This window comes from Pseudomonas sp. RC2C2 (genome assembly GCF_018390435.1).
GTDB lineage: Bacteria > Pseudomonadota > Gammaproteobacteria > Pseudomonadales > Pseudomonadaceae > Aquipseudomonas > Aquipseudomonas donghuensis.
In genome coordinates, this window is sequence record NZ_JAHBAX010000001.1 from 474699 (window position 1) to 499003 (window position 24305).

A 24305-nucleotide genomic window follows, 5' to 3' on the forward strand; every position below is an offset into this window, starting at 1 on the left:
GTTTTATCGCACATGATCAGATCTCTTCGCCCTCTTCTGCTTGCCGGCCTGCTGATGCCCCTGGCGCTTTCCAGCCACGCGGCCGCGGTCAACACCACGCTCTCACCGAAAGTGCAGCAAGCGCTGAAAACCAACAAACTGCAGGATTCGGCCCTGTCGCTGGTGATGCTGCCGCTCAACGGCCCGGGCACCCCGACCGTGTTCAATGCCGATGTCTCGGTCAACCCGGCCTCGACCATGAAGCTGGTGACCACCTATGCCGCCCTGGAAATGCTCGGCCCCACCCACCAGTGGAAGACCGAGTTCTACAGCGATGGCCCGCTGCGCAATGGCGTGCTGCAGGGCAACCTGTACCTCAAGGGCGGTGGCGACCCGAAACTGAACATGGAAAAGCTCTGGCTGCTGATGCGCGACCTGCGCGCCAATGGCGTGCAGACCATCAGCGGTGACCTGGTGCTTGACCGCAGCCACTTCATCCAGCCGCAACTGCCGCAGTTCAACGATGACGGCGGCGATGAGAACAAGCCCTTCCTGGTCAAGCCCGACTCGCTGCTGATCAACCTCAAGGCCTTGCGCTTCGTCGCCCGTAACGACGGTGGCAAGGTCCTGGTGTCGGTCGAGCCGCCGATTGCCAACATTCGCATCGACAACCAGGTCAAGGCGGTCAACGCCAAGCAGTGCAGCGGCGACGTGCGCTACAACCCGGTGGTTCAGGCCGACGGCGTCAGCGTCGTGGTCAGTGGCCAGTTGGGCGATGGCTGCAACTCGCAAACCTACCTGTCGCTGCTTGATCACCCGACCTACGCCGCCGGTGCGGTACGGGCGATCTGGAACGAACTGGGTGGTAGCATCCAGGGCCGCGACCGGGTCGACAACGTGCCGAAAAGCGCCCGTTTGCTGGCGCGCGCCTTCTCTCCGGACCTGGTCGAGATCATCCGCGACATCAACAAGTACAGTAACAACACCATGGCCCAGCAGTTGTTCCTGAGCCTGGGTGCGCAGTTCCGTACCGACGCCGATGGTGACGACGCCCGTGCCGCCCAGCGCGTGGTGCGTCAGTGGTTGGCGAAAAAAGGCATCACCGCGCCGCACCTGATCATGGAAAACGGCTCGGGCCTGTCGCGCGCCGAACGGGTCAGCACCCGGGAAATGGCGGCCCTGCTGCAAGCTGCCTGGAACAGCCCGTACGCCGCCGAGTTCATCAGCTCGATGCCGCTGGTGGGGATGGACGGCACCATGCGCAAGCGCCTCAAGCGCACCGCCATGACCGGTGAAGCGCACATCAAGACCGGCACCCTGAATACCGTACGGGCCATCGCCGGCTTCAGCCGCGACAGCAACGGCAACACCTGGGCGGTGGCGGCGATCCTCAACGATCCGAAACCCTGGGGTGCTTCGGCAGTGCTCGATCAGGTCCTGCTGGACCTGTACCGCCAGCCAAAGCTGGTCAACAGCACCGCCGCCATTCAGCCCTGAGCCTGGCTCAGGGCTGTTCGCCCTCGACCCGGTCGCGGCCAGCCTGCTTGGCCGCATACACCCCCGAGTCGGCGCGCAGCAGCAAGGCATCGGCGCCCTCCCCGGGGCGCCAGCCGGCTACGCCGAAACTCGCCGTGACCATGCCGACACCGTCCACCGGCATACTGCGCAAGCCCTGCCAGAGTTCCAAGGCCAGGGTGTAGGCCCGTTCGGCATTGCTGCCCGGGCACAGGACCATGAACTCCTCGCCACCCAGGCGGCAGAACACGTCGGTGCGGCGCAAGCGATGGTTGATGCGCTGGCACAGGCTGCGCAGTACATGGTCACCCACGGCATGACCATACAGGTCGTTGATCCGCTTGAAGTGGTCGATATCCAGCATGATCACTGCCAGATCCTGACTATCGCGCTGGGCCCGCTCAAGTTCGGTTTTGAGCCGCTCCTGGAAGTAACGCCGGTTGTGGATGCCGGTCAGCGAGTCCGTCACTGACAACGCCCGCAGCTCCTCCTCGACGCGTTTGAGATCGGAAATATCCGTCAGGTAGCCATGCCACAAGGTAGCGCCCTGCTCGGCCGGCTCCGGCGTGGCCTCGCCACGTATCCAGCGCATCCCGGCCGCCGGCAGGACCACCCGATACTCCTCGCGCCAGGGCGTCAGGTGATCGGCGGAGTAGCGGATTGACGCGCGCACCCGCGCCAGATCGTCCGGGTGAATGCGCTCGAACACCGCCGTCGCATCCTCGCGCAGACGCTGCGGGTCGATCTCGTAGATATCGCGCAAACCTTCGCTTGCATAGCTGAAACAGGAGTGGCCATCGCGGTCGAGGTGGAACTGATAGATGCCACCGGGCACCTCGGCGCTGAGTTTCTCCAGCAGGCGGTCACGGGCTGCCAGGGCCTCGTGCACACGCTTGCGCTCCGTGACATCGATGCAAATGGCCAGGTGCCCGACCCACAGCCCGTGCTCGTCGAGCACCGCGGTGACCAGCATATTGGCCAGCAAGTGGCTGCCATCCTTGCGCAACAGCGTCCACTCGCCCGGTTCGCTTTCACCCTCCTGGACCGTCTCGGCAAACATCGCCTGGGCCGCGCTGACCTCGCGGCCATAACGTTGGCTCAAGGCTCGTGCGCGGGCCTGCAGTTCCTGCGGCAATACCAGATCTTCAAGGGTCAGTTGGCCGATGACTTCAGCGCTGTGATAGCCGAGCATGCGTTCGGCACCGGCGTTGAAGGTACTGATCACCCCGCGCAAGCTGGTGGCAATGATTGCCACCTGGGTCGCGGCATCAAGCACGCTGCGCAGCTGATTATGGGTGTCGCGCAACGACTGCTCGCTGACGCGCAACTCGCCAGTGCGCTGCTCGACCAGGGTCAGGGCCCGCTGGCGCTGGCCGAACAGGCTGAACAGCAACGCGCTGAGCAACAGGCTGAGCAGGCCGCCAAGCAGTACCACGGCGTTCACCGCCGAGGAGCGATTGGCCTCCATGAACGCCAGACTCGGCTGAATATCCAGCTGATAGTCATGATCGGCCAGGCGCAACAGATGGCTGGCGGTCAGCTCAGTGCTGGCGCCCTCGTTGCCCGACTGAAACAACACCTCGCGCCGGCCTTGCCCGGACAGGTCGAGAATGCGCACTACCAGATTGTCCTGGCTCGGGCTGGGCAGCCCTTCGGCCATCAGTTGCTGCAGGCTGATCACCGCCAGCACGTAGCCGTCAGGGGCGCTGGCAGTATTGCCGGGCGCGAACACCGGGGCCACCATCAGCACGCCCCGGGTAAAAGCCGGATCGACATTGCTCAGGTTCAGCGGCGCCGAAACGGCCATGCTGCCAGGCTGCCGGGCGCGATCCAGAGCAGCCTGGCGCAGCGGTTGGGATAGCATATCCAGGCCCAGGGGCTGCGCCTGGTGACTCAGCGCCTGGGTGTAGTACAGCGGATAATAAAACGGCCGCGGCGCCGCGACCTGCAGGCTGCCCGCGTCAGTGAGTTCATGGATGGCAAAGGGTTTGCCGAGTGTCTGTGCGGCGCCGCGCTCGAACGCCTCGCGCGCCTCGCCGGCTACCCGTGGCGCCCAGGCATAGGCCTGGGTCCGGTAGAGCAAAGGTTGGGCATAGCCGTTGAACGCATCCAGGGTAACGTTTGAGGAGAACACAAAGAAACGGCGCAGGCCGTCAAGACGCTGCACCTGGTCCTCGAAGCGTTCTTCGATACGGCTGTAGCGTTCGCTGGCCAGCAGTTCGAAGCGCTGCCGCAGCTGCTGGTGGTACAGGTCGTGAGTCGCCAGCGCCAGCAGCGCTGTCAACAGGCTGCCGGCCACAAACGCCACACCGGCCACCAGCCAGGCGGAAACTTCTTCGCTGACAAAGCCGAGCATCTTCGGACGAGCGACGTGCATCGACATAGAAAGCACTCAAAACGCCAGCGTCCTGCGGATCGCGGGCTCTGATTGAGTTATAGCCATTAGCCATTAACGAAGCAATCATCGCCCGCGACAATCAGCCGATCAGCGCGCCTGGATCTTCCATGCCCGGTGAATCTTGCTATTGCGGGCAAAGTCCGGGTCCAGGGTCTGGGCACTGATCTCTTCCACCGCGTAGCGCTCAGCCAGGTTTTCATCGAGCTGGAACTTGCGGAAGTTGTTCGAGAAGTACAGCACGCCCCCCGGCGCCAGGCGTGCCACGGCCAGGTCGAGCAACTCGACATGATCGCGCTGCACGTCGAATACGCCTTCCATGCGCTTGGAGTTGGAGAAGGTCGGCGGGTCGATGAAGATCAGCTCGTACTCGTCGCGGCAGGCTTGCAGCCAGGCCATGACGTCGCCCTGCTCCAGGCGGTTCTTGTCCGAAAAGCCATTGAGCGACAGGTTGCGCCGCGCCCAGTCCAGGTAGGTCTTGGACAAATCGACGCTGGTGGTGCTGCGCGCACCGCCCTTGGCCGCATGCACACTGGCCGTGGCGGTGTAGCAGAACAGGTTGAGGAAGCGCTTGCCCGCAGCCTCGCGCTGAATGCGCAGGCGCATCGGACGGTGGTCGAGAAACAGCCCGGTGTCCAGGTAATCGGTGAGGTTGACCAGCAGCTTGACGCCGCCCTCCCGCACTTCCAGGAACTGACCCTGGGTGCTCTGGCGCTCGTACTGACGGGTGCCGGTCTGGCGCTCACGGCGCTTGACCACCACCCGGCTCTGGTCGATACCCAACGCCTGGGGAATCGCTGCCAGGGCGTCGAACAGGCGCGCCTGGGCTTTTTCCGGATCGATCGAGCGCGGTGCGGCATACTCCTGCACATGCACCCAATCCTGGTACAGGTCGATGGCCAGGGCGTACTCGGGCATGTCGGCATCGTACAGGCGATAGCAACTGACGTTCTCGCGCTTGGCCCACTTGCCCAGTTGCTTGAGGTTCTTCTGCAGGCGGTTGGCGAACATCTGCCCGCCTTCGCTCAGGCGGGCCGGCTCGCTGGCCACGGCAGCGGGCGAACGCTGCTCGGCAACTTCGCCGTTGCGCTCCGGCTGACGGCGCTCGCCGGTGACGAACTGATCGGGCTGGACCTTGATCAACAGCAGCTTGCACGGCAAGGCGCCGTTCCAGAAGGCATATTGCTTGTGGCTACGGATGCCCATGCGTTTGCCCAGGTCCGGGGCACCGGTGAACACCGCCGCTTCCCAGTTCAGGCAGGCCTGGCGCAGACGCTCGCCGAGGTTCTGATAGAGGTACAAAAGGCTGGCCTCGTCGCCCAGACGCTCGCCATACGGCGGGTTGCAGATCACCAGGCCTTTCTGGTTCTGGTCCGGGCGCGGCTCGAAGGTGCCGACTTCGCCCTGGTAGATCTTCACCCAATCGCTCAGGCCTGCGCGTTCGACATTGTTGCGGCCTGGCTGGATCAGCCGTGGATCGGCTTCGTAACCACGGATCCACAGCGGTGGACGAGCCAGGCCAGCTTCGGCACGGGCCAGCGCCTCGTCATGGAGTTTGCGCCACAGTGCTGGCACGTGGCCGAGCCAGGCGCTGAAACCCCAACGCTCGCGACGCAGGTTCGGTGCGATATCGGCGGCGATCATTGCCGCTTCGACCAGGAAGGTGCCCACGCCGCACATCGGGTCAGCCAGGGCTCCGCCTTCGGCGGCGATGCGCGGCCAGCCGGCACGGATCAACACCGCGGCAGCGAGGTTTTCCTTCAACGGTGCAGCGCCTTGCTGCAGGCGGTAGCCGCGCTGGTGCAGGCTGTGGCCAGACAGGTCCAGGGACAGGATCGCCTCGCCGCGCTCCAGGCGCAGGTGCACGCGCAGGTCAGGGTTGAGCTTGTCCACCGACGGGCGCTCACCACTGCTGGTGCGCAGTTTGTCGACGATCGCATCCTTGACCTTCAAGGCGCCGAAGTGGGTGTTGTCGATGCCCGAACCATGACCGCTGAACTCCACCGCCAGCGAGCCGCTGGCTTGCAGGTGATCCTGCCACTCGACTTCATTGACGCCGTCGTAGAGGTCGTCGGCGTTTTTCATGTTGAAGCGCTTGAGCACCAGCAGCACGCGGTTGCCCAGACGCGACCACAGGCACAGCCGGTAGGCGGTTTCCATGTCGGCGGTGCCGCGAATCGCCGAGGTGTGCTCACGCACTTCTTCAAGGCCAAGGCCACGCGCTTCTTCGGCAAGCAGGCCTTCAAGGCCTTTGGGGCAGGTGAGGTAAAGTTCGAAACGGTCCGACATGGGGTATCCAGAGCCTTGAGCAATAAAGTGGAAGAGCAAGCGCATCGCCCTTCCGATGTTTAATCGAACGCCTTTCCACAGCGTTCGAGTGGCGCTTTTTTTACGCCGGGCCACCCGCCAACCTGACTTTTGCCATGGCAGAAAAGTCTTTGATTGCCGAGCAGAATGAAAAATTCAGGTAAAAAACCGGGAAAAATGACCCTTCGTCGTTTTACCTTCGTTGTTACAAATTATCACATGGCAATGGCCAGATGATTTCGTTTCAGACCAAACCCTGATCATAGCGGGCTTTGCGCCAGATCCTAATCAGACGCATTTATTTACTTATCCTGTGACCCTATGAAAGGTTACGTCCTTATGACAAAACGATCATTCACACTGTGTCGTGCATTGGTTAGAACTGATCTCAGGTTGTCACCGCAACGGTACAACACTTCCGCTCGCGACGCCGGCAGCGAGCGCAAACCGGCAGAACGATTCTGCCCGACCTTCTAGAGGTCGACGGGACATTACAGTCAACAAGTGAGGGCAACACCCTATGAGAAGACTTAAGCGTGATCCGTTGGAACGAGCTTTTTCACGTGGCTACCAATATGGGGTCACCGGCAAATCCCGCGAGCTTTGCCCCTTTACTCTACCGTCTGTACGTCAGGCATGGATCAATGGCTGGCGCGAAGGACGCGGCGACAACTGGGACGGTATGACCGGCACTGCGGGTATCCATAGACTCAACGAACTTCACGCCGTTGGCTGAACGAGGAACTGAATCCGATTACCATGCACGCCCCATCCGGGCGGCGGGCTAAGGCCCAGGGGCCCCTTGAGGGGGCCCTTTTTTATGCCTGCCGTTTCAGCGTGGCAAGGCTGCGATGGCATCCACTGCCTCGCGGATCAGGGCCGGCCCCTTGTAGATGAACCCCGAGTAGATCTGTACCAGGCTGGCACCGGCGGCAATCTTCTGCGCCGCATGCTTGCCTTCGGTAATCCCGCCTGCGGCAATGATCGGCAGCTTGCCGCCCAGCTCGCCGGCCAGCACCTTGACAATATGGGTGCTTTTTTCCAGCACCGGCGCGCCCGACAGGCCACCCGCCTCATCACCATGCAACAACCCTTCGACGCCTTCGCGGCCAAGGGTGGTGTTGGTGGCGATTACCGCATCCATGCCTGCCTCGAGCAGGGCCGAAGCCACCAGCGCGGTTTCTTCATCGCTCATGTCCGGGGCGATCTTGATTGCCAGTGGCACCTGCTTGCCGCGCTCGCTCACCAGTTGCGAGCGGCGCTCGGCCAGGGCGTCGAGCAGTTGCTTGAGCGAATCGCCGAACTGCAGGCTGCGCAGGCCCGGGGTGTTGGGCGAGCTGACGTTGACGGTGATGTAGCTGGCCTGGTCGTAGACCTTGTCGAGGCAAATCAGGTAGTCGTCGACCGCGCGCTCGACCGGAGTGTCGAAGTTCTTGCCGATGTTGATACCGAGAATGCCACGGTATTTGGCCGCACGTACCCGGTTGAGCAGGTTGTCGACACCCAGGTTGTTGAAACCCATGCGGTTGATGATCGCTTGCGCTTCCGGCAGGCGGAACAGGCGCGGCTTGGGGTTGCCCGGTTGCGGACGCGGGGTAACGGTGCCGATCTCGACAAAACCGAAACCCAGTTGGGCAAAGCCGTCGATGGCCGCGCCGTTCTTGTCCAGGCCTGCTGCCAGGCCGACCGGGTTGGCAAAGTTCAGGCCCATGACGGTGACCGGCAAAGAGGCCGGCGCCTTGGTCAGCAGCCCGTTGAGGCCCAGGCGGCCACCGGCGCCGATCAGGTCCAGGGACAGGTCATGGGAAGTCTCCGGGGAGAGCTTGAACAGCAACTGGCGGGCCAGGGTATACATGGGCGGGCTTAGCTCGACGTGAGTGAGGGGGCGATTATAGCGGTGGCGTCGTCCGGGGGACAGGGCCGCCTTGGCATATGCGTTGCTAGATCCCTCTTACAACGCCTGCCACGCGAGCGGTACGGCCTGACCTTCGACACAGGCGCAATGACGTGACCAACCCTATTCCCGTAACTTCCCTGGCCTGGGTCAACGGCAGCGATGCCCCGGAAAAGCCCAGCCTGAATCTCGGTTTCATGGCCCTGAGCGATTGCGCCTCGGTGGTGGTGGCTGCCACCCAGGGCTTCGCCCAGGCCTACGGCCTGAGCCTGAACCTGCAGCGCCAAAGCTCCTGGGCCGGCCTGCGTGACAAGCTGGCCAGTGGCGAGCTGGATGCCGCTCACAGCCTCTATGGCCTGATCTATGCGCTGCAACTGGGCATCGGCGGTAGCGCGGCCACCGACATGGCGGTGCTGATGGGGCTGAACCAGAACGGCCAGGGCATCAACCTGTGCGCGGCACTGCAACGCCAAGGTGTGACCAGTCCCGAGGCACTGGAGCATTTCGTGCACCAAAGCAGGACAAAACTGACCTTTGCCCAGACCTTTCCCACCGGCACCCATGCCATGTGGCTGTATTACTGGCTGGCCAGCCAGGGCATCCATCCGTTGCATGACGTCAATAGCGTAGTGGTGCCGCCTGCACAGATGCTCGCGCACCTGCAAGCCGGACGCATCGATGGCTTTTGCGTCGGTGAACCCTGGTCGGCGGGCGCCATCGAGCAGGGCCAGGGTTTTACCCTGGCTACCAGCCAGTCGATCTGGCCGGACCATCCGGAAAAGGTCCTGAGTTGCACCCGGGCCTTTGTCGAACAGTACCCGAACACCGCCCGGGCCCTGGTGATGGCGGTGCTGGCCGCCAGTCGTTTCATCGAGCAGAACAACGAAAATCGGCGCAGTACCGCGCAGTTGCTCAGCGGCAAGGCGTACCTGGATGCACCGCTGTCGAGTATCGAGCCACGCCTGCTCGGCCAGTACCAGGACGGCCTGGGCAACCAGTGGCATGACCCCCACGCCTTGCGCCTGCACGATGAAGGCCGGGCCAACGTGCCATACCTGTCCGATGGCATGTGGTTCATGACCCAGTTCCGCCGCTGGGGCTTGCTGCGCGAAGATCCCGACTACCTCGCCGTGGCCCGCCAGGTCCAGCAACTGGCGCTGTACCGCGATGCCGCCACAGCGATCGGCGTGCCCTGCGCAGGCCCCGACATGCGCAGCAGCCCGCTGATCGATGGCAGCCATTGGGATGGCAGCGACCCGTATGGCTACGCCCGCAGCTTTCGCCTGCATGCACTGGCGGAACCGCCAGCCACCCTCGCCCGCCGCTGAAAGGAGACGCCACCATGCTGCGAATCCTGTTGATCGACGACACTGCGAAAAAAGTCGGTCGCCTCAAGGCCGCCCTGGTCCAGGCCGGGTTCGAGGTGATCGAAGAGTCGGGCCTGACCATCGACCTGCCGGCGCGCGTCGAAACGGTGCATCCGGACGTGGTGCTGATCGATACCGAGTCACCGGGCCGGGATGTCATGGAGCAAGTGGTGCTGGTCAGCCGCGACCGGCCGCGGCCGATCGTCATGTTCACTGACGAGCACGACCCCGGCGTGATGCGCCAGGCCATCCAGGCCGGGGTCAGCGCCTACATCGTCGAAGGCATCCAGGCCACGCGGCTGCAGCCGATCCTTGACGTGGCCATGGCCCGCTTTGAAAGCGACCAGGCGCTCAAGGCCCAGCTGCAGGCCCGCGACCAGCAACTGGCGGAGCGCAAGCGGATCGAGCTGGCCAAGGGTCTGTTGATGAAAATGAAGGACTGCAACGAAGAACAGGCCTACACCCTGATGCGCCGCCAGGCCATGAGCAAGCAACAAAAGCTGATCCAGGTGGCCGAGCAGATCATTGCCATGAGCGACCTGCTCGGCTGAGGCATTCTGGCCCGGCTCTTGCTATCAGCAAAGGACAGGTAGCCAACGGCGGTTGCCCCCTTCACGACAAAGACGTCGCACCCCCACTCGCGCAAGCGGGTCGGGTGGCGACGTCTTTTTCGTTTCCGTCCCTGTTCAACGAGGTGTTCGATGAATACGAGTTTCTGGAAGTCCGGGCATGTCCCTACCCTGTTCGCCGCCTTTTTGTACTTCGACCTGAGCTTCATGGTCTGGTACCTGCTCGGCCCGCTGGCGGTGCAGATCGCCGCTGATTTGCAACTGACCACCCAGCAACGCGGCCTGATGGTCGCCACGCCAATCCTTGCCGGGGCGATCCTGCGCTTTGTCATGGGCCTGCTGGTGGACCGGCTGTCGCCCAAGACCGCCGGGCTGATCGGCCAGGTGATTGTCATCGTCGCACTGTTCTGCGCCTGGCGCCTGGGCATCCATAGTTATGAACAAGCCCTGTTGCTCGGGGTGTTCCTCGGCGTTGCCGGGGCCTCGTTTGCCGTATCGCTGCCGCTGGCCTCGCAGTGGTACCCGGCCCAGCACCAGGGCAAGGCCATGGGCATCGCTGGCGCCGGCAACTCCGGCACCGTGTTCGCCGCGCTGCTGGCCCCGGCCCTGGCCGCAGGCTTTGGCTGGAACAACGTCTTCGGTTTTGCCGTGATCCCGCTGCTGCTGACCCTGGTGCTGTTCAGCCTGCTGGCGCGCAACGCCCCCGAGCGGCCCAAACCCAAAGCCCTGGCCGACTACCTCAAGGCCCTGGGTGACCGTGACAGCTGGTGGTTCATGTTCTTTTACAGCGTTACCTTCGGCGGCTTCATTGGCCTGGCCAGCGCCCTGCCCGGCTACTTCAACGACCAGTACGGCCTGAGCCCGGTGACCGCCGGCTACTACACTGCCGCCTGCGTATTCGCCGGCAGCCTGATGCGCCCGTTGGGTGGCGCCCTGGCTGATCGCTTCGGCGGTATCCGCACCTTGCTGGCGATGTACAGCGTCGCCGCCATCTGCATTGCCGCCGTCGGCTTCAACCTGCCCAGCGCGGTGGCCGCCCTGGCCCTGTTCGTCAGCGCCATGCTCGGCCTGGGTGCCGGCAACGGCGCGGTGTTCCAGCTGGTGCCGCAACGTTTTCGCCAGGAAATCGGCGTGATGACCGGGCTGATCGGCATGGCCGGCGGCATCGGCGGCTTCCTGCTCGCCGCGGGCCTGGGGACGATCAAGCAGCACACTGGCGACTATCAGTCGGGCCTGTGGCTGTTCGCCAGCCTCGGCATCCTTGCCTGGTTCGGTCTGCACGGCGTCAAGCAGCGCTGGCGCACCACCTGGGGCTCGGCGGCGGTGACCGCGGCGCGGGTCTGAGGGTTACGCCATGAGCCTGCAACTGAGCTTCGCCCAAGCCAGCGCCAGCGGCCCCCGGGAGGAAAACCAGGACGCCCTGCGCCTGGTGACCCCCAACCCGGAACTGGCCGCCAGCAAAGGCTACCTGTTCGCCCTCGCCGACGGTGTCAGCCAGTGCGCCGATGGCGGCCTGGCGGCGCGGGCCAGCCTGCAGGCGCTGGCCCTGGACTACTACGCCACCCCCGCCACCTGGGGCGTGGCCCAGGCCCTGGACCGCCTGCTGCTGGCGCAAAACCGCTGGCTGCGCGCCAACGGAGGCGGCCAGCCGTTGCTGACCACCCTCAGCGCCCTGGTGCTGCGCGGGCGGCGTTTTACCCTGGCGCATGTCGGCGACTGCCGGATCTACCGCTGGGCTGCCGGGCAGCTGCAACGCATCAGCGAAGATCACGTCTGGGACCAACCGGGCATGCAGCACGTGCTCAAGCGCGCCCTGGGCCTGGACCAGCACCTGCAGGTCGATTACCTGGAAGGCGAGCTGCAGGCTGGCGAATGCTTCGTGCTGCTCAGCGACGGTGTCTGGGCCAGCCTCAGCGAAGCGCAGATCAGGGCCGTGCTGCGCGAACAGATCGACCTGCAGGATGCCGCCCAGACCCTGGTCAGCTCGGCCCATCACAGTGGCAGCCAGGACAACGCCAGCGCGCTGCTGGTGCGGGTCGAGCGACTGGGCGCCAGCAACCTTGGCGACTCCCTGGCGCAACTGCAGCAATGGCCGCTGCCGCTTGCCCTGCGCTGCGGGCAGACGATCGACGGCTGGAGCGTCGAGCAACCGCTGGGCCACAGCCGCCAGTCCTTGCTGTACCGCGTGCGCGACCACCAGCAACAGGCGTGGCTGCTGAAAACCCTGCCTGCAGAGCGCAAGGATGAACCCGGCGCATTGCAAAGCCTGCTGCTGGAAGAATGGTTCCTGCGCCGGGTGGCCGGGCGTTACTTCCCCGAAGTGCACCTGGCCAGCCAGCGCCAGCACCTGTACTACCTGATGCGCGAATACCCCGGCCAGACCCTGGCGCAACTGTACGCCGCCAGCGGCCCGCTACCGCTGGCGCAGTGGCAGTCACTGGCCCAGCAACTGCTGCAGGCCGTAGGCACGCTGCATCGACGCAATATCCTCCACCGCGACATCAAGCCCGAAAACCTGCACCTGGGTGATGACGGCCAACTGCGCGTGCTGGATTTCGGCCTGGCCTTCTGCCCGGGGCTCTCCGAAGACCGCGCCCATGAGCTGCCGGGCACGCCATCGTTCATTGCCCCGGAAGCCTTTGAAGGCGAGCCGCCCAGCCCCCGGCAAGACCTGTACAGCGTGGGCGTAACGCTGTTCTACCTGCTCACCGGGCACTACCCCTATGGCGAAATCGAAGCCTTCCAGCACCCCCGTTTCACCCAGGCGGTCAGCGCCGCACGCTATCGCCCGGACCTGCCCGAGTGGCTTGAGCACAACCTCGCCCAGGCACTGCTCAGCGATCCACAGCAACGCTTTGAAACCGCCGAGCAATGGCTGTTGCTGCTCGAACAGGGCGAGCGCCAGCAACTGAGTGTGCGCCCGCGGCCATTGCTTGAACGCGAGCCCCTGAAGGTCTGGCGCAGCCTGGCACTGCTGTCTTTGCTCCTTAATCTGATCCTGCTGATCTGCCTGTTCAAAGGCTGATGGCCAATACTGCCGATGAGGAAATCACCATGAATGCAAAAGTCTGGCTGGTAGGCGCGGGCCCGGGCGACCCGGAGCTGTTGACCCTGAAAGCGGTGCGCGCGCTGGGGCAAGCCGCTGTCGTGATGATCGATGACCTGGTCAATCCGGCCATTCTGCAACACTGCCCCGACGCCCGGGTCATTGCCGTGGGCAAACGCGGCGGCTGCCGTTCCACGCCACAAGCCTTCATCCAGCGCCTGATGCTGCGCCATGCCCGTCAGGGGCGTTGCGTAGTGCGCCTCAAGGGCGGCGATCCTTGCATTTTCGGCCGTGGCGGCGAAGAAGCCTGCTGGCTACAAGCACGCGGCATAGAAGTCGAAGTGGTCAATGGCATTACCGCCGGCCTCGCCGGTGCCACCCAGTGCGGCATTCCCCTGACCCTGCGCGGGATCAGCCGTGGCGTCACCCTGGTCACCGCTCATACCCAGGATGACAGCCCATTGAACTGGCAGGCGCTGGCGGCGTCAGCGACAACCCTGGTGATCTACATGGGCGTAGCGCGCCTGGCCGATATCCAGCAGCAACTGCTCGCCGCCGGCATGCCGGGCAGCACGCCGGTGGCGATGATCGAAAACGCCTCGCTACCTGGGCAGCGCGCCTGTCGCAGTCCGCTGTACCAGCTCCTGCAACGCGCCGCCGAATTCGAGCTCAAGAGCCCGGCGGTGCTGGTGATCGGCGAGGTGGTCAATGCCGCTGGCGCACTAGAGCTGCAGCCGCAAGCGCTCGACGGTGTGGCGCTCGATCTCGTCTTCGCTCAACCAGGTACGCCGCTTGCGCAGCTCGCGCAGTAGCGGCACCTGGTCGTCATAGTGCTTGCCAGGGCTGCCATCGGCGGCGATAAATCCGGATTGCCCGGGTGCCGCCAGTTCGAAGCCGCTGACCTTGCCCTCGCTGAGCACGACCATGTTGTTTTCAGTACCCAGGTTCATGCTTGGCGCCAGGGCCTGCTCTTCGCGTTGCAACGCTTGCGGGACGCCCAGGAAGTTCTTGTGGGCAAAGCGCAAGGTCGAGACCCCCTGGCGCCAGGCCGACACCTGCGGGCCTTGTTCGCGCTTGAGCTGGGCAACGCTCAGGCGCAATGCCTGGAGCATCAGCTCATCGACGTTGTGGCCTTTGAACAGATCGAAGGGCAAGGACTCGCCTTGCTCTTTTGCCGTCAATGCCCGGTACAGCACCTTGGTGCCCACCGAAATATTGTGACTGCCCGGCGAGCTGACGCCGGGGGCGCTGTAACCGGTGTCGGTAAACCAGCCGGCCTGCGCGGGCGGCAACTGATCGGCCAGGGTCAAGTCAAGCATCTGCCCGAGCCAACGCCGAAAAATCGCCGTGGCGGGCTGGTCGTAGAAACCGTCGCGATTGCGGTCCAGGTCCTGATAGTCCCAGGCCGCCAACGCCTGGTGGACGGCAGCGAACTCCGCTGGCAAGCGTTCGCTCAGCGCCAGCAGGCGCGGCATGAAATAGCGCGCATTGGGGTCCTCGAACGCGGCCTCCATCATCAGGCTCCAGGCTTGCTCTGGGGTGAAACGGGCTTGCTGGCGCAACCGCTCGTCGAGCACTGCGTATCGATCGGCAGCACCCCAGGCATACCACCATTGGTCCGGTCCGGGGAAGCCCTCTGCCGGCTGGTTGTTCCAATTGGCAATGTAGCCACTGGCCGGATTGAACACCTGCGGATTGGAAGCGAACGGCAGGAAACCCTGCCATTCATAGTCACCATTGCCGGGCATCGGCAAGCGACTGTCATGCCCTTGCAGACGCACCGGATAACGACCGCCGAGGGCATAGCCAATGTTGCCTTGCTGGTCGGCGTAGTACCAATTGACGTTGATCGCCGAGCGCTCCACCTGGGCCAGCCACTGCGCGTGATTGCCGGCCTTGGCCACCTGGTTCCAGGCCATCAGGGTCGCCAGCTCCTGGCCTTCCCAACCGCGGCGGCGAGCATAGGCCACGCCCTGTTCGGGCAGATGCTCGAACACCGCACCCTGGGCACTGCGATACACCGTGAGCTGTCGGGGCGCTTCACCTTTGACCGCAATCGTTTCGACCCGCCGCTCAAAATCCCGATAGCGGCCCTGGAACCAGTACTGGTTCGGGTTCTGCGGGTTGAGCTGGAGCCGATAGACATCGACGTTATCACCCGCGCCCCAGGTGCTACCCCAGGATATCTCGCGGTTGTGACCGAACTGGATCAGCGGATAGCCAAACGGGCTGTTGCCAACCGCATCGTAGCCAGCCCCATGCAGACCGATTGAATAAGTGTAAGCGGGTTGAAAAAAGCCGAATTGCGGACCGTTGACCAGGATTGCCCGGGCATCGGCGCTCTTTTTTGCCCCCAGGACGATGATATTGCTGAAACCGCGCCCGCTACTGGGGTCTATCGGGTGAACGGCACGCATCGGCAACGGTGGCTCCACTGCCGTGCCTGCTGTCCGTGGCACCACCGCCGCACTTCGCCGTGCCGGGTCCCACTCGCCGCGGGCGATAGTGGTCGGCGCCTGTGGGTCGTCATTGGCCAGCAGCACTTCGAACAATGACTGTCCGCCCTTGAGCCCATGCTTTTCGATCAGCCCGGCCAGCAGGTTCTGGTTGTCCAGTTCAGTGTTGTAATCACCAAAACGGTTGATCATCGAGCCGACGTAAACCATCGCCACATCAAACGCCGTCCAGGGCCTGGGTTGGAATTGGTAGTACGAAAACTGCTTGGGCAACACGCTGTCGGGGCGCTGTTCAATCTCGCCAAGATGGCGGTTGATACCCTCTGCGTAGCCCTGGAGTATCTGCAGCTCCTGAGGGGCCAGCGCAGCCAGCTGTCGGGCAATGGCCTGTGGCGAATATTGCCGGCGAATACCCTCATCGAAGGCCAGGTAGTCGCGCCCTAGCACCTCGGCCACCCGCCCCTGGGTGGTGCGCCGAGACATCTCCAGTTGAAACAGGCGGTCTTGGGCGATGGCGTAACCGTAGCCGTAGAACAGCCGGTAAGGACTGTCGGCGTAGACATGCGGCGTACCCCATTCATCACGCTTGATCAGGATGTCACCTTCAGGCTGTTGCCCGGCAATCTGGCAGCCCGCCATTGCCATGAGCACACCCAGCAATCCCCCAAGACGCAGTAGATGACTCATTCAACCCCCAGATAAGATACAAATTATTTGCCTTCACTAAAATAACCGTATCACTTAAGGCTAGCCTTCCCGCCAAAGGAAGTTTGTCCAAGCGTTACAGACACGCCTCGCAAAGGCTGGACTACACTGATCCAACTCCGCAGGGAAGTAAGACAGACAGTAAGTACTCGGAGCTTACTTTCTTCGGAGAAACCGCCATGAGCGTTACTGTCATCTGGAACTGGGCCCGTTCGGCCCAAATGCCCAACAGCGAAACCATTGCCAATCTGGTAGAGCGATCACGCTACTACCGCCATCCCGACTCGGTGCACATCGCCTACCCCACCACGGTTGACGCCCCCCTGGGTGAGCTTCCCGTCGGCCGCCATCGCATCGCCATCGTCGGCGCCGGTGTGGCGGGTATTACTGCCTTGTACGAGCTGTCACGCACGCTCACAGGGGGTGCGCAGATCGAAGTCGACCTGTACGACAACGATCCGGATCACTTCCTGCACGAGCAGCCAACCAACGGCCACGAGCGAGGTGTGCGCACTGCGGGTAAAAGAGCCGGCCGAGTCAGTGCAGCCAGGGCGACGACCGGCCTGGGTGGCAGTGAAACTGAAAGATCGGTGTACGAAATCGGCGCCATGCGCTTCCCGGAAATTGCCGGGCTGACCTGGCTCTACGCCAGCCGGGTATTCAACCCGACGACTCAGGTCAATGTCTTCCCCAATCCAGGCAAGGTCGCGACCGAATTCGTCTTTGCCGATCGCGTTGATCGTTATGGCAATGGTCAATGGCAGGATCCGCAATCCCCCACTCGGCAGGTGTTTGCCCTGGTGCTCAAGTATTTCCCGGGCGTGAACATCGAAAACGGTGAACTCACCGGCGCCTCGCTGTTCAAGATCGGCAGCCGCGACCCCGCTGTGGTTGCCGGAATTCTGGCGCAAGCAGCACCGGCCGCCGGCGAGCTGGACAGGATCGAAAGGGACTGGGCCACCTTCATCCAGGACTATGACGCCACGACCTTGGCCGGGGCAATCAGAACAATCATGGAGCATGCCAGCGCTCAGGCAGAGCTGCCGGTTATCGCTGGCTTGAACACAACCGAAACGGTGAACTACTGCGTGGAACTGTTCGGTCGCTTCGGTTTCGGCACTGGTGGTTTCAAACCGCTGTACAACATTTCCCTGGTGGAAATGATGCGCCTGGTGCTGTGGGACTACAGCAACGAGTACACCTTGCCGGTGAAAGAGAATGTGCAGTTCATCGAACGGCTGTTCCAGGCTGCACAGTCCATAGGCGGTAGCCAATTGACGGTCAACTTCCGCAGCGCCCGCGTCAGTGACGTTTATCACAGCACCCAGACGGGCAATCGCTGCGCCAATGTCTGCTACTACCCAGCCGATACCCCGCAGCCGGCCCTGATCGAAGCCAGCTACGACTATGTCGTGCTGGCCATGCCCCAGGATCAGCTCAGCCCGCTGGTCAAACGCGCCGGTCACAACCCAGAGGTTACGCCCAGGCTCCAGGTCGGTGATCGGTATCTCGGCTTGCAGCCTCGCACGGTCATCAACACTCAGCCTTCTCTGCAATTGAGCCGGGCCTATAGCGCTCCCAACGCACGCATGGCCAGCGCCATCAGCCAGTTGCACATGACCCGCACCTCGAAAGTATTCGGCCTGATTCATAACGATGAAAGCAGCGGGCCCGAGGTGCCGACATTCAACGGCAGTCCCATCCAGGCCGTGGTCAGCGACACAGGGCTTGCCGCCAGCTACATCGTTCCCAGCACCCTGAGCGGCCAGCCATACTCAAGCTTCCTCGCCAGCTACAGCTGGGACGACGACTCGACCCGCCTGCAACATGACTATGACCAGTACCCGCAAAACCCTGACAACGGCAGTGAACAGCAAAGCCCCCATTACATGTTCCAGCGCATGGTCAATCGGGTCGACCATGAGCTCTACGACCCCGACACCGAGGGCTACAAGCGCTGGTGGTTCGGTGCGCTGCTGAACAAGGTCGAAGGTGATGGCCGCCTGGTGTTCGACTGGACCACCAACACCAGTGCCGGCGGCTTCAAGCTGGACATGTGCGGCGATCACTACCAGAGCAATCTGTGTTTCCGCTATCACACCCATGCGCAAAACAGCACCCTGGATAACCGTTTTTTCCTCGCCTGTGACAGCTACAGTCACCTGGGAGGCTGGATTGAAGGGGCATTCATGAGTGCGATCAATGCAGTGGCGGGGGTTGTGGTCGCCGCCAACGACGGTTCGCTCAACAGCCTCAATGTCGAGGCGCGCAAGCTGTTCACCACCTTGGCAGCGGTTGCCTGAGGGGCAAATCGCAGGCAAAGAAAAGCCCGGCCTAGGCCGGGCTTTTCAGTAGGGCTTGGACCAATTACTTGGCTTGGGCTTCTACTTGTGCTTCTACGCGACGGTTAACAGCGCGACCAGCGTCGGTGGCGTTGTCAGCAACCGGACGGGTTTCACCGTAGCCAACCGACTCAACGCGGCTCGACTCAACACCGTACTGGTTGGTCAGAACCTGCTTAACGGCGTTTGCACGACGCTCGGACAGCTTCTGGTTGTAAGCGTCAGGACCGACGGAGTCAGTGTGACCTTCAACAGTGGTGGTGGTCTGTGGGTACTGCTTCATGAAGTCAGCCAGGTTCTTGATGTCGCCGTAGCTGTTTGGCTTGACGACCGACTTGTCGAAGTCGAACTTGACGTCCAGCTCAACACGTACGACTTCGGCAACAGCCGGGCAGCCGTCAGCGTCAACGGTAACGTTGGCTGGGGTGTCAGGGCACTTGTCGACGTTGTCGCAGACGCCATCGTTGTCGCTGTCGGAGCAGACTTCAGCAACTGGAGCAGGAGCGGCTTCAACCTTGCCACCGCTACCACCGAAGTTCAGACCCAGACCAACGGTCGGACCCCACTCGGTGTTGCCGTTGTCGATGTTGTACATGGCTTCAACGCCGGCACGGGCGAAGAACATGTCGGTGATGTACCACTTGGCGCCAGCGCCAACGTTGGCGAAGGTGGAGTGGTCACGGCCGCCACGGGTAGCCTGGCCCAGGCTCTCGTGAGCGAAACCAGCCGAAACGTAAGGACGCAGAGCGTCGCCGACGGTACCGAAGTGGTAGGTAGCGTCCAGCTTGGCCTTGGAACCTTTGATGTCTTTGTTGAAGACTTCACCACGAGCGTTGTGAGTCTCGTTGTAGCCCAGGTCCAGGGACAGGTCGTCGGTCAGGAAGTAACCAAGGCGAACACCTGGATTGGTGCCAGTGTTCTTGAAATTGCGCTCGCTATCGTAGTACTGCTTGGTGACGTTGCCTTCAATTTCGACCGCGCCTTGGCCTTGTGCCAGAGCGCCGAAGGAAGTTGCGGCTACAAGAGAACCAATGGCCAAGCCCAAGGTGTTTTTCAATTTCATCCGTTAAATCCCCATCTGGTGATAGTTAAGCAGTCCCACCAACATCCGGGGGACAACTCGACGGCAAGTTTAGCAGAACTTGCCGGTACGTTAGAGATATTTGCGCGCCACTAAGTTTCAGTGAGGCCCGCAAATTTCTCACGTAGCTTGTCAAGCGCACGCTTGTACCGCATTTTCGTTGCGCTCAGACCCATGTGCATGATATCGGCGATCTCCTGGAATTCCAGCTCTGCGACAAATCGTAGCACCAGAATCTCGCGGTCAATCGGATTGACATGCACTAGCCATTTGTCCAGCCCGCCTTTCTCTTCCGGTTTAGGCGCCTTCTCTTCCGAGGCCTCCTCGAGCGGATCAAGACTCAAGGCATCCATCAGTCGACGTTTGCGCCGCTCCTTGCGGTACTGGGTGATGCATTCGTTGTAGGTGATGCTGTAGAGCCATGTCTTGAACTTCGATTTGCCCTCGAAGTTCTTCAGCCCATAGAGCACCTTGAGCATCACCTCCTGACAGACATCGTCAGCGTCCCGATCGTTCCCTAAATAACGTGCACAGACGTTAAAAAGGGTCCGTTGGTAGCGGCGCATGAGCTCCTCATACGCGCGAGTAACATGAAACAGCTCCTCATGCGAACGCGCCACCAACTCCTCATCAGTGAGCTCGCGGGGGTCGTAACGCATGGGCAGCGAGTGAACTTTATTCAAAACGGATCTGGCCGACAGTCAGGTCAATGTCGCCGCATACCCCTGCCTGGGGCATTTTTGCGGCGGCATACATTAGCAGGATTTGCCCGGTTAGCGGCTATTGACTCGCTGTTCGAGCAGAATCCGGTTGGACAACGAGACCAGCTCGCCGTCGTCGGTCAGCAGGGTCGTCTTGACCGTACCGATCTCCTCGATGTGCCCTTCGACCTCGCCAATCCGCACGTGTTGGCCCACTTGATACAGTTCACGCACGTAAATTCCAGCCAGAATCTGCCCGGCAATTTCCCGGCTGCCCAGGCCCATGGCCAGCGCCACGGCCAGACCAACGGTAATCAAACCGATGACGATCACGTGGTTGAGCAGGTCGGTCTTGACCTCGAGCTGGCTGATTGCCACCGAGATACTGATGATAATCACCAGGCCCTGGGCGATACGCCCAACACCTGCGGCATACTCCAGACCGATGCCTTCGGCGGCACCGCGCACCAGGCCGTTGACCAATTGCGCCAGCAATACGCCCGCCAGCAGCACCAACGCCGCGCCGAACACTTTCGGCAGGTACAGGGCAAGCATGTCGAGAGTCGCCGAGACGCGCTCAAGGCCAAGGGATTCAGCGGCCGAGACAAGGAAAATCAGCAGGACGAACCAGTAGACGATCTTGCCGATCAAGGTCGAGATCGGCACTTGAATGCCAACCCGGCTGAGCATCTTGGTCAGGCCGGTGCCGCCCATCAGGCGGTCCAGGCCGAGCTTGGCCAGCAGTTTCGACAGCAAGGTGTCGAGCAGCTTGGCCACGACGAAACCGAGCAACACCACAACCAGGGCGCCGAACAGGTTGGGGATGAAGTTCGCCACTTTGGTCCACAATGCTGTCATGGCAGTGACCAGGCTCTGGGTCCAGAGATCAAGTTCCATATTCAATCGGCCTTATCAGCTTTACGATCGGTAGCGTTACGGCGCACCGGCGCAACATGCGCCGAGCCATTGTTCACGGCAATCATCAGCGCCTGGCTCCAACGGCCCAGCAGGCTGAACAGATCGCCCGCGCCAACCTGGCGGTTGGCGGTTTTCAGGACCCGGCCCAGGCAGGCATCGTCGTCGCGGTCCTGGCCGGACGGCGATGCCTTGAGCAGGTCTCGCAGGGATTCTTCAAACGGATCGTGCATAGGCACCTCGCGCAATATCTGTCAAAGACGAGGTCGCCACACAACGGGTCACATGAACCGGCCAGGCAGTTTGTGACTGCATGTTCACAAATTTCATCTTCACACCCAGCGCAGGCGGCGAAACAGCCACCATTGCCCCAGCGCCAGGGCCAGCACCAGCAGGCTGGCGAAGAGGAAGCCGTAGGGGCTGTCGGAACCGGGAATACCGCCGACGTTGATGCCCAACAGCCCGGTCACGAAGCTCATGGGCAGGAAAATGCAGGTAATGATGCCAAAGCGGTACATGGTCCGGTTCATCCGCTCGCTGCGGCGCCGGTCCTCGCTTTCGAGCACCAGGGCGGCGCGTTCGCGGGTCAGTTCCAGCTCTTCCAGGTAGCGGGTCAGGCTGTTGTTGAGCTCGTTCCAGTAATCGGCGTCGTCGGCGGCGAACCAGGTCCACTTGTTGCGCGCCAATTGCGCGTAGATTTCCCGCTGCGGGTTGAGAAAACGCCGCAATCCGGCCGCGCGTCGGCGGATCTGCTGCAGGCTGCCCTGGTCCGGGGCATAGCGTTTGTCGACTTCAAGCTTCTCTTCTTCGCCATCGACCACTTCCGACAGGTCGCTGATCAGCGCCTGGACCTTTTCGGTCAACAGTTGCGCCATGCTCAGCAGTAGCTCCGAGGCGGTTTTCGGCCCACGACCCTCGGCCAGTTGCTGCAGCAGTTCATCACTGGCGCGCAATGGCCGCAGACGCAACGAGATCACCCGCTGGGCCTCGGCGAAGATGCGCACCGAGACCATGTCTTCAGGCTCGGCGCCGGGGTTGAGGTTGACCCCGCGCAAAAACAGCAGCATTTGCGCATCCGGCAATGGCAGCAGGCGCGGACGGGTGTTTTCCTCCAGCAGCAGATCGCAGGCAAACTCGTTCAGGCCGCTGTCGTGGCGCAACCAGGTGCGGGTCTGCGGGTGGCTGCGGTCCCAGTGCAGCCACAGGCTTTCCTGGGGCTGCAGGGCAAGGGCGTCCAGTTCAGTTCGGGCGATCGCACGGGCACCGCCTTTGCCATCCAGCACCAGGGCATGCACCAGCCCCCATTGCGCGTTTTCTTCCTCGAACATCCCTACCCCACTGACCGGTTTCAGAGCTTTACTCAGGCATTTTCAACGGGCTTGGCGAGACGATCACGCCGTTGTTGTCGGCGTAGATGTATTCGCCCGGACGGAAAGTCACGCCGGCAAAGGTCACTGGCACGTTGAGTTCGCCAATGCCGCGGCGCACGGACTTCAGGGGGTGGCTGGCCAAGGCCTGCACGCCGACATCGGTTTGCGCCAGGACATCGACATCACGCACGCAGCCATAGATCACCAGGCCTTGCCAGTGATTCTTCGCCGCCTTTTCGGCCAGCATGTCGCCCAGCAAGGCATGGCGCAGCGAACCGCCGCCATCGACCACCAGCACCTTGCCGGTGCCATCGAGCTCGACCTGCTCTTTGACCCGCGAGTTGTCCTCGAAGCACTTGATGGTGACGATCTCACCCCCGAAGGAGTCGCGGCCACCGAAGTTGCTGAACATCGGCTCCAGCACCTGCACCAGTTCCGGGTAGGCGTCGCACAGATCGGGGGTGATGTAATGCATGGGAAACTCCTGTCGATTATCGAGACGATGAATGTCGCAGTTTCACTCAGTGAACGAGGCCCAGCGAGGCGGCTTTAGCCCCAAGGCTACACGTCACTGGCGGTGCGGTCACCTTGGTAGAGCAATCAGCGAACAGATGTTCGCTGAAAAACCCAAAAAATGACCAGAACCTTCACAATCGTCATATCTTAACGGGATCAGCCTGCCGGCGAAATGCCCTGTGCCGTCTCCGGCAGCAAAGCTGCCCGCGGATCCTGCAACCAGCGCTCGACCAAAGGCCAGACCTGCGCCTGCGCCGGCTTGCTGACCAGCATGTCGACATGCCCGAAATTGTCGAAGCCCTCTTCGCGCCCCAGGCGAACAAACTGCTTGTGCTCACTGCCCAGCTGCTCGAACAGCTTGCGGCAGGCCCACACCGGGTCCTGATGATCCCCCGCGCCGGCCACCGCCAGCACCGGCACCTCGACCCCGGCAAGCCCCGCCCACCAGTCACGGTCCTTGTCGCCAAAGCGACCAAACAGACCGAACCAGCGCAGGCTCTCCAGGGCCAGGCCAATGGGCTCGTCTTCCGGCCCACGCTTGAGCCGCGAGCCGGAAATCTGCGCAAAGCGCTTGAGCAGCAGCCGCCCGCCCCACTCCACCGGCGGCAATTTCAACGGCCAGTAGGTGCGGCTGACCTGGGTGCCGAAAAACGCCACGCTGGCCACCTGCTCAGGCCCCAGGTACTCGCCGCCCAGCGCTGCCGCCAGGGTCGTGCCACCGAGGGAATGACCGATCCAGTGCGCCGGCTGGCCGGCCTGCTCACAGACAAAGGCAGCAATCACCGGCAGGTCGTAACGGGCGTAGTCGGCCACGCGGTTGTGCCGGTAGTCATGGTTGCGCGGCGACAGCCCGTGGCCGCGCATCTCCGGGATCCACACATCGAAACCGGCGCGCGCCAGGTATGCGCCCAGGCCAATGCCCCGGGGCGAAAACCAGAAGCGCCGGTTGGAAAAGCTGCCATGCAGCAAAACCACCGGGGTGCCACGCACCTCGGCTTGATCGGCCATGCCCAGACGGGTGAGCGCCAACTCCACGGTGCGATCCGGGCTGTTACCGGCTTTGATCCGGTACACGTCCTCGCTCAGGTCGCCACGGCGCTCGGCACTGAGCAAGGCCACGGGAAAAAGGGTACTGCTGCTTTGCATA

At 62.6% G+C, this 24305-nt stretch carries 19 protein-coding genes; 8 read left to right on the forward strand and 11 right to left on the reverse strand.

Translation table 11 applies throughout. The features are described 5' to 3' along the window. Nucleotides 1-12: 12 nt before the first annotated feature. Entirely contained in the window at nt 13-1476 is a 1464-nt protein-coding gene (gene dacB, locus KHO53_RS02155) for a D-alanyl-D-alanine carboxypeptidase/D-alanyl-D-alanine endopeptidase (RefSeq protein ID WP_026001339.1), read from the forward strand. Nucleotides 1477-1483: 7 nt separating this feature from the next. Here dacB and KHO53_RS02160 read toward each other — a convergent pair whose 3' ends face one another. Continuing rightward, nucleotides 1484-3877, reverse strand: a complete 2394-nt coding sequence (locus tag KHO53_RS02160) for a sensor domain-containing diguanylate cyclase (protein WP_010223330.1) — start codon at nt 3875-3877, stop codon at nt 1484-1486. A 102-nt stretch (nt 3878-3979) separates the two neighbouring features. Next, nucleotides 3980-6178: a bifunctional 23S rRNA (guanine(2069)-N(7))-methyltransferase RlmK/23S rRNA (guanine(2445)-N(2))-methyltransferase RlmL gene (gene rlmKL, locus KHO53_RS02165; RefSeq protein ID WP_100782019.1), complete on the reverse strand. Its 2199-nt coding sequence runs from the start codon at nt 6176-6178 to the stop codon at nt 3980-3982. 538 nt (nt 6179-6716) lie between these two features. Here rlmKL and rmf point away from each other — a divergent pair. Further along, nucleotides 6717-6932: a ribosome modulation factor gene (rmf, locus tag KHO53_RS02170; protein ID WP_010223328.1), complete on the forward strand. Its 216-nt coding sequence runs from the start codon at nt 6717-6719 to the stop codon at nt 6930-6932. A 96-nt stretch (nt 6933-7028) separates the two neighbouring features. Here the strand turns inward: rmf and KHO53_RS02175 are convergent, their stop codons facing one another. Further along, nucleotides 7029-8051, reverse strand: coding sequence for a quinone-dependent dihydroorotate dehydrogenase (locus KHO53_RS02175; protein WP_010223327.1), 1023 nt, complete (start codon nt 8049-8051; stop codon nt 7029-7031). 152 nt (nt 8052-8203) lie between these two features. Between KHO53_RS02175 and KHO53_RS02180 the strand changes: the two genes are divergently transcribed. The 5 genes from KHO53_RS02180 (at nt 8204) to cobA (ending at nt 13884) form a co-directional block, all read left to right on the forward strand. Further along, complete coding sequence (locus KHO53_RS02180) at nt 8204-9418, forward strand: CmpA/NrtA family ABC transporter substrate-binding protein (RefSeq protein WP_258701935.1); 1215 nt, start codon at nt 8204-8206, stop codon at nt 9416-9418. A gap of 14 nt (nt 9419-9432) precedes the next feature. Then, a complete protein-coding gene (locus KHO53_RS02185) occupies nt 9433-10008 on the forward strand; it encodes an ANTAR domain-containing response regulator (RefSeq protein ID WP_010223325.1) in 576 nt (191 codons plus the stop codon). Nucleotides 10009-10158: 150 nt separating this feature from the next. Continuing rightward, the gene (locus tag KHO53_RS02190; RefSeq protein WP_100782020.1) at nt 10159-11370 is read left to right on the forward strand and encodes a nitrate/nitrite transporter; all 1212 of its coding nucleotides are present in this window, start codon (nt 10159-10161) and stop codon (nt 11368-11370) included. Nucleotides 11371-11380: 10 nt separating this feature from the next. Further along, a complete protein-coding gene (locus tag KHO53_RS02195; RefSeq protein WP_100782021.1) occupies nt 11381-13051 on the forward strand; it encodes a bifunctional protein-serine/threonine kinase/phosphatase in 1671 nt (556 codons plus the stop codon). A gap of 29 nt (nt 13052-13080) precedes the next feature. Next, nucleotides 13081-13884 carry a uroporphyrinogen-III C-methyltransferase gene (gene cobA, locus KHO53_RS02200; protein ID WP_213569928.1) on the forward strand — a complete coding sequence of 268 codons (804 nt, stop codon included), beginning with the start codon at nt 13081-13083 and terminating at the stop codon, nt 13882-13884. On the opposite strand, the gene KHO53_RS02205 is transcribed toward cobA, so the two are convergent. Next, the gene (locus KHO53_RS02205) at nt 13795-16215 is read right to left on the reverse strand and encodes a penicillin acylase family protein (protein ID WP_249684231.1); all 2421 of its coding nucleotides are present in this window, start codon (nt 16213-16215) and stop codon (nt 13795-13797) included. The genes cobA and KHO53_RS02205 overlap by 90 nt on opposite strands. Nucleotides 16216-16412: 197 nt before the next feature. Here KHO53_RS02205 and KHO53_RS02210 point away from each other — a divergent pair, with 197 nt between their 5' ends. Beyond that, nucleotides 16413-18536 carry a flavin monoamine oxidase family protein gene (locus tag KHO53_RS02210; protein ID WP_036996436.1) on the forward strand — a complete coding sequence of 708 codons (2124 nt, stop codon included), beginning with the start codon at nt 16413-16415 and terminating at the stop codon, nt 18534-18536. A gap of 64 nt (nt 18537-18600) precedes the next feature. On the opposite strand, the gene KHO53_RS02215 is transcribed toward KHO53_RS02210, so the two are convergent. The 7 genes from KHO53_RS02215 to KHO53_RS02245 form a co-directional block, all read right to left on the reverse strand. Beyond that, entirely contained in the window at nt 18601-19638 is a 1038-nt protein-coding gene (locus KHO53_RS02215; RefSeq protein WP_010223318.1) for an OmpA family protein, read from the reverse strand. A 110-nt stretch (nt 19639-19748) separates the two neighbouring features. After that, nucleotides 19749-20315 (reverse strand): RNA polymerase sigma factor SigX, encoded by a 567-nt coding sequence (sigX, locus tag KHO53_RS02220; RefSeq protein WP_010223317.1) that lies wholly within the window; start codon nt 20313-20315, stop codon nt 19749-19751. Nucleotides 20316-20429: 114 nt separating this feature from the next. Continuing rightward, nucleotides 20430-21254 carry a mechanosensitive ion channel family protein gene (locus KHO53_RS02225; protein WP_010223316.1) on the reverse strand — a complete coding sequence of 275 codons (825 nt, stop codon included), beginning with the start codon at nt 21252-21254 and terminating at the stop codon, nt 20430-20432. Between the two features lie 2 nt (nt 21255-21256). Continuing rightward, nucleotides 21257-21505: a CrfX protein gene (locus KHO53_RS02230; RefSeq protein ID WP_100782024.1), complete on the reverse strand. Its 249-nt coding sequence runs from the start codon at nt 21503-21505 to the stop codon at nt 21257-21259. Nucleotides 21506-21604: 99 nt separating this feature from the next. After that, on the reverse strand, nt 21605-22600 hold the full coding sequence (cmaX, locus tag KHO53_RS02235) for a divalent cation transporter CmaX (protein ID WP_010223314.1): 996 nt from the start codon (nt 22598-22600) through the stop codon (nt 21605-21607). Between the two features lie 28 nt (nt 22601-22628). Further along, nucleotides 22629-23117: a ribonuclease E activity regulator RraA gene (gene rraA / locus KHO53_RS02240; RefSeq protein ID WP_036996437.1), complete on the reverse strand. Its 489-nt coding sequence runs from the start codon at nt 23115-23117 to the stop codon at nt 22629-22631. Between the two features lie 197 nt (nt 23118-23314). Beyond that, a complete protein-coding gene (locus KHO53_RS02245) occupies nt 23315-24304 on the reverse strand; it encodes an alpha/beta fold hydrolase (protein WP_010223312.1) in 990 nt (329 codons plus the stop codon). Nucleotide 24305: the final 1 nt, after the last annotated feature.

What these genes read in the sequence shown, in the direction of transcription:
- dacB (WP_026001339.1), top strand. Translation starts at nt 13, where the DNA reads ATGATCAGATCTCTTCGCCCTCTTCTGCTTGCCGGCCTGCTGATGCCC.
- KHO53_RS02160 (WP_010223330.1), bottom strand. Translation starts at nt 3,877, where the DNA reads ATGTCGATGCACGTCGCTCGTCCGAAGATGCTCGGCTTTGTCAGCGAA.
- rlmKL (WP_100782019.1), bottom strand. Translation starts at nt 6,178, where the DNA reads ATGTCGGACCGTTTCGAACTTTACCTCACCTGCCCCAAAGGCCTTGAA.
- rmf (WP_010223328.1), top strand. Translation starts at nt 6,717, where the DNA reads ATGAGAAGACTTAAGCGTGATCCGTTGGAACGAGCTTTTTCACGTGGC.
- KHO53_RS02175 (WP_010223327.1), bottom strand. Translation starts at nt 8,051, where the DNA reads ATGTATACCCTGGCCCGCCAGTTGCTGTTCAAGCTCTCCCCGGAGACT.
- KHO53_RS02185 (WP_010223325.1), top strand. Translation starts at nt 9,433, where the DNA reads ATGCTGCGAATCCTGTTGATCGACGACACTGCGAAAAAAGTCGGTCGC.
- KHO53_RS02190 (WP_100782020.1), top strand. Translation starts at nt 10,159, where the DNA reads ATGAATACGAGTTTCTGGAAGTCCGGGCATGTCCCTACCCTGTTCGCC.
- KHO53_RS02195 (WP_100782021.1), top strand. Translation starts at nt 11,381, where the DNA reads ATGAGCCTGCAACTGAGCTTCGCCCAAGCCAGCGCCAGCGGCCCCCGG.
- cobA (WP_213569928.1), top strand. Translation starts at nt 13,081, where the DNA reads ATGAATGCAAAAGTCTGGCTGGTAGGCGCGGGCCCGGGCGACCCGGAG.
- KHO53_RS02205 (WP_249684231.1), bottom strand. Translation starts at nt 16,215, where the DNA reads ATGAGTCATCTACTGCGTCTTGGGGGATTGCTGGGTGTGCTCATGGCA.
- KHO53_RS02210 (WP_036996436.1), top strand. Translation starts at nt 16,413, where the DNA reads ATGAGCGTTACTGTCATCTGGAACTGGGCCCGTTCGGCCCAAATGCCC.
- KHO53_RS02215 (WP_010223318.1), bottom strand. Translation starts at nt 19,638, where the DNA reads ATGAAATTGAAAAACACCTTGGGCTTGGCCATTGGTTCTCTTGTAGCC.
- sigX (WP_010223317.1), bottom strand. Translation starts at nt 20,315, where the DNA reads ATGCGTTACGACCCCCGCGAGCTCACTGATGAGGAGTTGGTGGCGCGT.
- KHO53_RS02225 (WP_010223316.1), bottom strand. Translation starts at nt 21,254, where the DNA reads ATGGAACTTGATCTCTGGACCCAGAGCCTGGTCACTGCCATGACAGCA.
- KHO53_RS02230 (WP_100782024.1), bottom strand. Translation starts at nt 21,505, where the DNA reads ATGCACGATCCGTTTGAAGAATCCCTGCGAGACCTGCTCAAGGCATCG.
- cmaX (WP_010223314.1), bottom strand. Translation starts at nt 22,600, where the DNA reads ATGTTCGAGGAAGAAAACGCGCAATGGGGGCTGGTGCATGCCCTGGTG.
- rraA (WP_036996437.1), bottom strand. Translation starts at nt 23,117, where the DNA reads ATGCATTACATCACCCCCGATCTGTGCGACGCCTACCCGGAACTGGTG.
- KHO53_RS02245 (WP_010223312.1), bottom strand. Translation starts at nt 24,304, where the DNA reads ATGCAAAGCAGCAGTACCCTTTTTCCCGTGGCCTTGCTCAGTGCCGAG.